Origin of the sequence: Sphingomonas morindae (genome assembly GCF_023822065.1) — a bacterium.
GTDB classification, from domain to species: Bacteria; Pseudomonadota; Alphaproteobacteria; order Sphingomonadales; family Sphingomonadaceae; genus Solisphingomonas; species Solisphingomonas morindae.
In genome coordinates, this window is record NZ_CP084933.1 from 23,097 (window position 1) to 32,839 (window position 9,743).

At 62.4% G+C, this 9,743-nt stretch carries 6 protein-coding genes and 2 pseudogenes; 1 reads left to right on the forward strand and 7 read right to left on the reverse strand.

The window, feature by feature from the left end; all coding sequences use genetic code 11:
* Window positions 1-178: 178 nt before the first annotated feature.
* From LHA26_RS19945 to LHA26_RS19970, 6 genes and pseudogenes are all read right to left on the reverse strand, one after another.
* The gene (locus LHA26_RS19945) at window positions 179-874 is read right to left on the reverse strand and encodes a transposase (RefSeq protein ID WP_252169037.1); all 696 of its coding nucleotides are present in this window, start codon (window positions 872-874) and stop codon (window positions 179-181) included.
* A gap of 131 nt (window positions 875-1,005) precedes the next feature.
* Entirely contained in the window at window positions 1,006-2,295 is a 1,290-nt protein-coding gene (locus LHA26_RS19950; RefSeq protein ID WP_252169038.1) for an alkaline phosphatase family protein, read from the reverse strand.
* A 4-nt stretch (window positions 2,296-2,299) separates the two neighbouring features.
* Window positions 2,300-5,146, reverse strand: coding sequence for a TonB-dependent receptor (locus LHA26_RS19955; protein WP_252169039.1), 2,847 nt, complete (start codon window positions 5,144-5,146; stop codon window positions 2,300-2,302).
* Window positions 5,134-6,210, reverse strand: a complete 1,077-nt coding sequence (locus LHA26_RS19960) for a FecR domain-containing protein (RefSeq protein ID WP_252169040.1) — start codon at window positions 6,208-6,210, stop codon at window positions 5,134-5,136. The genes LHA26_RS19955 and LHA26_RS19960 overlap by 13 nt, the downstream gene beginning before the upstream one ends.
* Window positions 6,211-6,226: 16 nt before the next feature.
* Window positions 6,227-6,835 carry an RNA polymerase sigma factor gene (locus LHA26_RS19965; protein WP_252169041.1) on the reverse strand — a complete coding sequence of 203 codons (609 nt, stop codon included), beginning with the start codon at window positions 6,833-6,835 and terminating at the stop codon, window positions 6,227-6,229.
* 398 nt (window positions 6,836-7,233) lie between these two features.
* A pseudogene (locus LHA26_RS19970) lies at window positions 7,234-7,473 on the reverse strand (transposase); the annotation flags it as partial.
* 121 nt (window positions 7,474-7,594) lie between these two features.
* On the opposite strand from LHA26_RS19970, the pseudogene LHA26_RS19975 reads away from it, so the two are divergent.
* A pseudogene (locus tag LHA26_RS19975) lies at window positions 7,595-8,083 on the forward strand (response regulator); the annotation flags it as partial.
* Window positions 8,084-8,251: 168 nt separating this feature from the next.
* Here the strand turns inward: LHA26_RS19975 and LHA26_RS19980 are convergent.
* Window positions 8,252-9,682, reverse strand: a complete 1,431-nt coding sequence (locus LHA26_RS19980) for an IS1182 family transposase (protein WP_252166696.1) — start codon at window positions 9,680-9,682, stop codon at window positions 8,252-8,254.
* Window positions 9,683-9,743: the final 61 nt, after the last annotated feature.

Here is a 9,743-nt window from a genome sequence, read left to right on the forward strand (position 1 = left end):
CCACTCCCGCGTCAGCGGGTTAGTTCAATCCTTCCCGATTCAGACCGGTCAGAAAACGCTCTAGTCGCGTCGGCGGATCAACAATGTGCGTTCGTCTCAACGATCGTGCGCTGTGTCTCACGCAATGTGCGTCAGGCGGCACCATCCGTCTTAGATAATGTGCGTCAGAAACCGCCCCTTATTGCGCGTTTGAGCGAGCATCATTGCATGCCGCTACATCTAGCTGGCCGAGCAGCGCGATGCTCGCCTGGCGCTGCTCACGCAGTTTGGCGATCTTCGTCGCCACCGCCTCGGCCCGGTCGGTGCCAGCAGCATCCTCGCCGCGGTCGATCTGGTCCAGCTCGGCCAGGTATCGCTCCAGTCGTGCATCGGCTGAGGCGAGATACGTCGCCAACCGCTCCCGGCTGAAGTTGCGTGACCGGCTGTTCACCGCCTTCAGCCGCGTGCCGTCCACCGCCAGCAGCTCGCGCCCGAACAGATCGAGCTTGCGGCACAGCACCACGAACTCGCGGAACACCGCCTTGAACGCGGCCCGGTTGTCGCGGCGGAAATCGGCGATGGTCCGGAAGTCTGGCCGCACCCCGCGCAGCAGCCAGATCAGCTCAAGATTGCGGGCTGCCTCTGCCGCCAGACGCCGGCTCGACCGCACCCGGTTGAGGTAGCCGTAGAGGTACAGCTTGAGCATGTCGGCCGGATCGTAACCGGGCCGCCCCGTCGCCTTCGGCCGCGCCCGCATAAAACCGGCACCGCCCAGATCGAGGTCATCGACGAAGGCGTCGATGAACCGCACCGGATTGTCCGCTCCCACATAGTCCTCGACCGACGCCGGCAGGAGCAGCGCCTGGTCCCGAGCATGACCTTCGATGTATGCCATGCCCGCAAACTACACCGACCCGACGCGACGTGGAATCAGGAACGCCGTTTTCGGACAGTCTGGATGGTCTATTGGGAATGCGAGTGGCTTCCCAAAGCCTGCATCTAACAGGTTTGGGAAGCCTGATCGCGTCACCTGATACTACAGGGGGGCCGATCGCGCACCAGCTCGTTGGCGATCATACAGGTGCCGTCGGAGGGCGCAGCGGGCAGGGCGAGCAACGTGCTGACCAGTGGGTAGAGATCGACGTTGCGAAAGCTCTCGATCTGGATCCTGGGCCGGATATGCGGTCCGACCGCGACGAAAGTCGAACGCATTTCGGGCGTGCTGCCAACCCAAGGATGGTGGGTGCCCTTGTCGGTCAGGGCATCGCCCTTTCCATCGTCATGGCCGCGGATCATGTACGCCCCGCGCGGGACCACCACCGGATCGCCAGTGAGGGGGGTGTCGGCATAATGCAACCACAGCGGGAGGTCCTTGCGACGGTAGACGTCGAAGGCCGGGCTCGCGCGGTTGAGCTGCGTGTAGATCCTCTGTGCCGTCTCCTCGCTATCGGGGTAAATGTAGCTGCCGACGGTCCTGGCGTGGGAAAGGTCAGCGAACCGATCGAGGTCGATCCACCGATCGCCGACGATGTTCGCCATGCCGTGATCGGCCACGATCACAAGATCGGCATCGATCCCACGCGAGACGAGCGCCTCCTGCATCTCGCCGATCTCGCGGTCGATTTCGCGGACAGCAGCCCCCAGCTCCGCGCTATCCGGTCCGTAGCGGTGTCCGGCATGATCCGCCTGGGGTAGATCGATCGCGAAGAAGTGTGGACGCTGTGGGGCGGGGAGGTCGAGCCACTTCTTGAACAGCGCGACCTGTGGCTCGCCCTCGATGCTGCTGTCGCCCGTATATTCCTGATAGTGCGACATCCGGACGCCATGGCTGTCGATCCCGGAGCCGTTCCAAATGCTGCCGGCAGTCCGGATGCCGGCCTTCTCCGCCCGCTCCCAGATCGGCGTGCCCCTGTAGAAGCTCGCGTCGGTCGACTCCGGCACGCCAAATTGAACAAACGTCTTGCCGCTGGTGTCGAGGAAGCTGTTGGCAACGATGCCGCTGTGGGTCGGGGTCAGGCCCGTCATGAGAGCGACATGGTTGGGCCCGGAGACGCTTGGGAAGCTCGGGAAAGTGCCATCCGGCGCATAGGCGCCCTTCGCGCGGAGTGCCTTGAGAACCTTGAGGTCCCACCTGTCGGTATAATCGAAGCGGAAGCCGTCGAGGATCAGGTAGACCACCGTCGGGCCGCTCTGGACGATGGCGCTCTGCGGAGCCCCGGGGATGTCGCGGATGCCCGCGGTGGGTTGCGCGAACGCTGCTGGTGCGGTCAGCGCCAACAGCAGGGCGGAGGCATGGCGGATCAGCGGGAAAGCCACTTGCTTACAGCCTAATTGTCGCGCCGATCACGAAGATCGGGCCAGTTTTTATCGACGTCGAGACCAAGTTCTTGTTTAGGCCGTACACCTCCTTATAGGTGTAGTTTGTTATGTTTCGACCTTCGATGTACAGATTTGTCGTTCGATTCAGGCTGTATCCCGCTCTTAGGCCAAGCGTCGTGAATGGATCGATGTAGACATCCAGCGCCGGATTGGCGTTGAAGCCGGAAAAAGCCCGACCCCGTGATGTCACAACTGCCGAAGCGTTGAACGGCCCTGTGACATAGTTTATGATAAGATTCGCAACCCATTTCGGCTGCTGCCGAAGGGCATTCACCCTTCGCGCGAAATTGTTCCCGGTCAGAAATTCGGTGTCGCTGTCGAACCAGGCTCCATTGATCGCCAGATCGACCCCTTTGAGGAAAGGGCTTAAGCGAGAGAAATCGCGCCACTGACCTTCAACCTCCAACCCTTGACTATGTTCACCACCGCCGTTGAGCGGCGTGCCGATCTGAGCGGTAATCTGGCCAGCGGTATTGTAGACAAAAGTCGTTACGCCCTGCGATTCGTCTACAACAGTCTTATGAAAATACCCGAGGCTGACATATCCCCGCCGTCCATAGTACTCGATGCTGGCGTCCTCGTTGTAAGACCGCCGAGGCTTGATATTTGGGTTGGAGCCTTGAGTTACGAGGTTACCCTTGCCGTCATAGTTTGTGGTGATGCCTTGCGCGAAATCATTATAATTCTGAAGCGCCGTCGTTTCAGTATAGGCTGCCCTTAAGCGCAGGCTGTCGGTCAGATTATAGTATCCTTGCACATTCGGCAGCAAATAGGGATATGTCTTTTTGTTGAAGAACGGCGCGACGACCCCATTCGTGATCGTGCTGACCCGATCAGTGAAGTGGGTTATATTGTAGCGTACACCGGCCAGGATACGGAACCTGTCCGTCGTATAATAGACGGCTGCGAACGGCGCGGTGACGTTCTCGTTGAGCTTGTAGTTGGAGGTGGGCGCATCGACGATCGTCTGCGAGCCGAGCTTGCTAACAAGGTTCCAGTAAGCGTCTTGGTTGACGAAAACGGCGCTGCTCGGGTCGCTGCCATTGAACGCCGCATCGGGATCGAGCACCTGGTTGAGGGTGATCGTCTGGCCGGTGGGGAGGGTATAATTGACGTTGAACGACTTTAGCTGCCGCCACATCTGCCGAAAGTCGACGCCGAAGTCGTAGCCGAAGCCGTGCGAGAAGTCGAAATTGTTCGACCGATATTCTAGGCGGCCGGTAACGATCGTGGTCGGCAACGGCCACTTCGTCTGGGTCGCCGTCGTACCGCCAGCCTGGATCCATTGGATAGGATCGTTGAGCGAGGCGGGGCCTGTCAGGGAGACACCCGCCTGCGAGCTGTTGACGTTATATGATCCCGACGCCGCTGGGCCAATGATGTTGCCGCTTGTCCAAAGCTGCTCGTAGAAGCTGGTGTTGAGGTAGGAGGCGTTGGCGACGATCTTGGAGTTTTCGTTGGTCTGATATTCGAGGCCGCCGCGAACGCCCCAGATGCGGCGATCAAGGAAATATGGGTTGGACAACGCCCGCGGCGTCGCGCCGGTGAAATTACCCGTGCCCTCGCCTGCATTGGTCACCAGGGCAGGAGCGATGGATACGATCGAGCGGACCTGATCCCGCTCTGCATCATCCTTGAAATAGTTACCCGAGATATACCCATAGAAATTGTCACCTCGGGCTTCGAGCTTGCCAAGCAAGCTGAACCCGTGAGAATGTATTTGGTAGTCGCCGGTTTGCAGCGCTCCGGACGCAACGTCGACGCCGTTGGTCTGTAGGAAGGTGGTCGTGGTGTTATATTTCTCGTCGGAACGATCCTTGTGCGTCGATGCCGCCAGCACGAAACCGAAATTGTTGTCCGGTCCGAATGTCCGCTTGATGACCCCGTTGAGGAGGTAGGAGGGATTGCCGTTGTGCAGCCCATGATAGGAGTAGAACGTACCCTCGCCGTTCAACATCGTTTCGGGGCGACCGTCATTGTCGAACGAGCGGAGCGTGCGGATATCGATGTGGCCGCCGATCGAATTCGGGTCCATGTCGGGGGTGACGGTCTTGGAGACCACCAGCTCGTTGATGACCGCGACAGGCAGGAAGTCGAGGGTCGTGCCGCGCTGGTTGCGAGTGGAGGTGTAGAAGGTGCCGCCATCGAGGGTGACGCTATTGTACCAGCCGTTGAAGCCACGGATCGCGGGATAGGCGGACTGGCCGGTGAAGCTGCCGCGTTGCAGGACGACGCCGGGCAACCGCTCCAACGCCGAGACGACGTTCACGTCGGTGCGCTTCGCCAGTTCCTCCGTTCCCACGGTGGAGACGAAGGAGATTGAATTCTTCTTCTCCTCCTGCGGCGACGGGCTGATCCGGCGCCGCGTTCCCGAGACGATGATCTCGTTCATCTCCTCTGGCGGCGCTGCCTCCGCCGTCGTCTGGGCGGGGGGCGCCACAGGAGCGGGGGAGGGGCGGACCTGGCGCACGGCGACGGGTGTTGCGACGGGCTCCGCGCCGAGGCTGATGACGTTCCCGCTGCGCATCGTGACGCGCAGGCCGGTCCCGCGCAGCAGCATTCGGAGCCCATCATCAACGGAATAGCTGCCGTTCACCGCCTGCGTTCTGACCCCGTTGAGGCCAGCGGGAGAGACGATCTGCACCTTTGCCTGACGTGCGAACTCGGGGATGCCGCTGACGGCAGCCTGCTCACCGACGTGAAACCACATGCTTTGAGCAAGCGCGGGCTCCGCTAGACAGCACACGCTCATGGTGCCGGCCGCCAACATTCCCTTCAATGAAACCATCCGAACCCCCTGGATGAGCGCCGGTAGCCGGCATCACGCAAAGGATGTTCAGCGGCCCTATAATCCGGATGGTAAGGCGGAACTTTTTTTTTAACGATGTGTACGACATTGCCCTCGACGGCGGTCGCCGCACCGAAGCTCGCGGCGATCGCCGTGGCGAAGCCCTTCGGATCGTCGGCCTTGAACAAGCCGGTTATCTGTTGGGCTGCGAGACTCGGGTCTGTGACCATGATCCGGGTCGGCCCGTATCGGTCGAATGCCCTGACCGCCATCGCCAGGGTCTCTCCGCCGAAGGCGATCATGCCGCTCTGCCAGGCGCGCAGATCATCGAGCTGCGAGGGCGACACAGGGTGGACATAGCGAGCGGAAAGGTCCGCTCCAGACGGAAGCTCGAGGCTGCGATTTTGGTCGAGGATCAACGAGCGCCGGCTTTCCAGGATGCCCCAACCTTGGGTGACAAGAAGGTCGCCTAGGGTGACGAAGGCGAGGAGCGGCGTGCCTTCGAGGGCCTTCAAGCCCATGCCCCCACGCAGCATGGTCATGCTGAGGTCGCCGGCCTTCACGAACGTCGGCGCCGGACGTCCCTGCGGCACGTCTAGGAACATCCGTCCTCGCGCGAGATGTAACTGCCGGTCGTCCGTGCCACCAACCGTTAGAAGAGTGTCGGTGTCTAGTGTCGCTACTGCGCCCCCGGCCAGTGGAACACGCCGTATCTCGCCGACCGCCGTCCTGATGTCGCGCGATCGATCTCGGCCGATATAGCCAACGCCGACGGCCGATGCGGCGATCGTCAGGCCGCCAACGATGGCAGCACGACGACCGATGCGCCGCCCGACGAGGCCGCTCGCGTGATCGTCCGGTGCATCGATAGGGATCGGCGAAAGGGCCGGCTCAGCCGCATCCCCCGGCATGTCGCCCAGCGCCATCGCCCGTTCCGCGTGTATCCACGCGGCTTGCGCCTGCACGAACGCCCCGAGATTGCGGGGGTCGAGGGATAGCCATTCATCGAGCGTCTGGGCTTCTTCGGGGGTCAGTCCGCGCTCCGAGCGCGCCAGCCATTCCACGGCGGCATCCTCGATCTCAGCGGCGGTTACTCGCTCTGGCATTCGACGCTTCGATTCCTACAGCCTTCAACGGCTCATAGGCAGATGATCGAGCATCGCCGTTTCCGTCCTGTCCAAACTGCCGCAAAAGCATTTTCATCCCCTTGGCGGTGTACTTTTCGACGGTATGCTCTGCCAGGGCAAGCCGGTGCGCCGTTTCGCGCTGCGACAGGCCCTCGACCCGTCTCAACCAGAACACCTTGCGGACCTGCGGCGGCATGGTTGCGATAGCAGCCTCGACGCGCCTTAACTCGCGCTGGCCGTTGGCATGTTGCTCCGGCGAGGGCGCCTCATCCGCGATGGTGCAGTCTGCGAGGCTCGCGAACGCCTCGATGGTGACGACCTTGCTCCGTCGCAGCCCTTGCAGGAATATCGACCGGACGGTCTGTAGGGCATAGGCTCTCGGATCGCGAATGGCCGAAATATTCTCGACTTTGACGAGTACCGCGTAGGTTTCCTGCACGATGTCGTCCGCATCCGCATCCGACACCCGCGCCGTACCCCGCAACCACGCTCGAAACGTGGGTTCATGCGGCAGCACATGGATGGCGAGCCATCGGCTGCGAGCAAGGTAGGTAACGGACATCGCGATGCTAATGCCCGCGGATTGTTACGCGCCGGAGAAAGCGGCGAACTAATTGGATTTGGTAGGCCTTCTCGAAAACATGGGGTAATCGCGGGAGTGGTACTCCGAGCTGTTACGCGATGGATACGGGTGGCTGTTCAGCGACACCGGCACGGGCATGTCGCCGGCGGTGATCGCCAAGGCGTTCGAGCTCTTCTTCACGACAAAGCCGATCGGCAGCGGCACGGACCTAGCCCGCCCTATTCATCAGCGGGGGTAGGCAGCGGGTTTGGCGGGTCATCGAGGTATGGCGATGAAGCCGAGGCGCGCCGGTTCGAGGCACCGTTTTCGGCGCAGGTTGTCGAGGCTTATCGGAGTTGACGGGCTGGGTTCGATGGGCGGCGACTGCCGCGTCGCTCACACGAGATCGCCAACATTCGGGCACGCAGGATGTCAGCGACGCGATGGATCACACGGCCCTGATCGCGTGGATCAGCGATGCAGGCGGCCAGCCGATCCGCGATCCCCAACCGCCGCTCGGCTTGTGCGAGAAGCAGCACCCCGCCATCCGACGTCAGGCGACCGCCATCGAACGCGGCGGTGATTTTTCGGCCACGAATGGCTGGGAAGGTGAACGCGAACCCGCTATCATCAGCCATGGCGGTCGTGGCACTTTCTGTCCGGTCTCGAGGATTGTCTAAGCAACCCTTCTCTAAACCAAATCAGATAGTTACGCTACGATCGCCAACCCTGGGCCGCGCTCTTGGTGAATAAGACCGGCTAGGCCTGTCGATGATCTATGGGTTTGCTCGCCAGTCGGGCGGACAGGTCCGTATCCACTCGGTTCCTGACGCGGGCACGACGGGCACGATCTACTTGCCGCGCAACGCCAAGGTGCCGGAGCCGGAAGACGTTGCGGCATCGCTGTCCGCAGCGCCCCGTGCGCAAGGCGGGGAGACCGTGCTGGTGGTGGACGACGAGGAGTCGATCCGGATGCTGGTCACGGAGACGCTGGTCGACCTCGGCTACGTCGCGATCGAGGCGGCAGACGGGCCATCGGCGCTGAAGCTGCTCACCGCCGATCGCCATATCAACTTGCTCGTCACCGACGTAGGGCTTCCCGGCATGAACGGTCGCCAGCTCGCCGACGCCATCCGGTCAAGCCGGCCCGACCTCAAAATCCTGTTCATCACCGGCTATGCGGAGAACGCGGTGCCGTTCGCGATGGAGGCGCTGGCATCGCGTATTCGCGAACTCATTGCCGGCTAGGCTTCCCGATTAGGAACTGAGACCGTCCGAAAACGCGAGGCGGGATGGTTGGGCGTGCAGGTACGCAGGAGAATATTCGGATATTTGCCGTCTTCTGCCCTGGTGACGGCCAAATCGGCTCTGGGACGGTCATTCCCACGGTTGTGACGGAGAATATGGCCGCTTGGATCAAGCCTGCACTGCCCGGATCAGCCCGGGCACGCCTATGAGGGTGATGGCCCGCCTGAGATTGTAGGCCAGTGCCGTCAGGCTGAACTCGGCGCGGACCTTGTCCAGCCCACGCATCAGGAACGCGCCCTGGTTCATCCATTGCTTGATCGAGCCGAACGGGTGTTCGACCGTGGATTTACGGATGACGAGGATGTCGGGGCGTTCCGCGAGGCGTGCAGCCATGCGCTCGATGACGGCCTCGTGCTCGCCGCGATTGATGCGTCGCCAGCGTCCCTTGGTGCAGCGCGCCTTGATCTGGCAGCCCGCGCAGGCGGCGGGGCTGGAATACTGGACCGACAGATGCCCGCGCGTCACGGACGCGTAGCGGATGTCGAGCACCTGGCCGCCGGGACAATGATAGACGTCGGCCTGGGGATCGTAGCGGAACCGCTCCTTGGGAAAGAGGCCGTTGCCGACGGCGGTGCCACGATGCGGGCGGGGAATATAAGGCGTGATGCCGGCCGCCTCGCATGCGACGATGTCGTCGCCCGAGTGATATCCCATGTCGGCGACCGCATCGATCCGCTCTACCCCGAGTGCATCCATGGCGGCACCGGCGGTGGGCGCCAGCAGGCTCATGTCATTGCAGGCGTTGGTGACGTGCTGCTCGACGATCAGGCTGTGTTTGGCGTCGACCGCCACCTGGGCATTGTAGCCGACCGTGACCTTCGAATGCGCGACCATCAGGCGGGCGTCGGGATCGGTGAGCGATATCTGTCCTTCGCCGCTGTCCTCCAACTGACCCAGCAGCGCCGCACTGGCCTGACGCTGTTCGCGCAGCTTGGCGATCTTCGTCGCCAGGGTATCGCCGCGACCGGTGCCGGCAGCATCCTCACCGCGGTCGATCTGGTCCAGCTCCGCCAGATAGCGGTCCAGTCGCGCATCCACCGCGGCGAGATACGTCGCCAGGCGCTCACGGCTGAAATTGCGCGACCGGCTGTTCACCGCTTTCAGCCGCGTGCCGTCCACCGCCAGCAACTCGCGCCCGAACAGGTCCAGCTTGCGGCACAGCATCACGAACGCGCGGAACACCGCCTTGAACGCGGCCCGGTTGTCGCGCCGGAAGTCGGCGATGGTCCGGAAGTCCGGACGCACCCCGCGCAGCAGCCAAATCAGCTCGAGATTGCGCGCCGCCTCTGCCGCCAGACGCCGGCTCGACCGCACCCGGTTGAGATAGCCGTACAGGTAGAGCTTGAGCATGTCGGCCGGATCGTAACCGGGCCGTCCCGTCGCCTTGGGTCGCGACCGCACGAAGCCGGCACTGCCCAGATCAAGATCATCGACGAAGGCGTCGATGAACCGCACCGGGTTGTCTGCTGCCACATAGTCCTCGACCGACGCTGGCAGCAGCAGCGCCTGATCACGAGCATGTCCCTCAATGTACGCCATGCATGCAGATTACACCGCCCGGATGCACTCGGGAATCAGGATCGCGTTTTCGGACGGTCTC

Excerpts from the sequence above, each read along its gene's own strand:
- LHA26_RS19945 (WP_252169037.1), bottom strand. The coding sequence starts at position 874 with ATGGCATACATCGAAGGTCATGCTCGGGACCAGGCGCTGCTCCTGCCG.
- LHA26_RS19955 (WP_252169039.1), bottom strand. The coding sequence starts at position 5,146 with ATGGTTTCATTGAAGGGAATGTTGGCGGCCGGCACCATGAGCGTGTGC.
- LHA26_RS19965 (WP_252169041.1), bottom strand. The coding sequence starts at position 6,835 with ATGTCCGTTACCTACCTTGCTCGCAGCCGATGGCTCGCCATCCATGTG.
- LHA26_RS19980 (WP_252166696.1), bottom strand. The coding sequence starts at position 9,682 with ATGGCGTACATTGAGGGACATGCTCGTGATCAGGCGCTGCTGCTGCCA.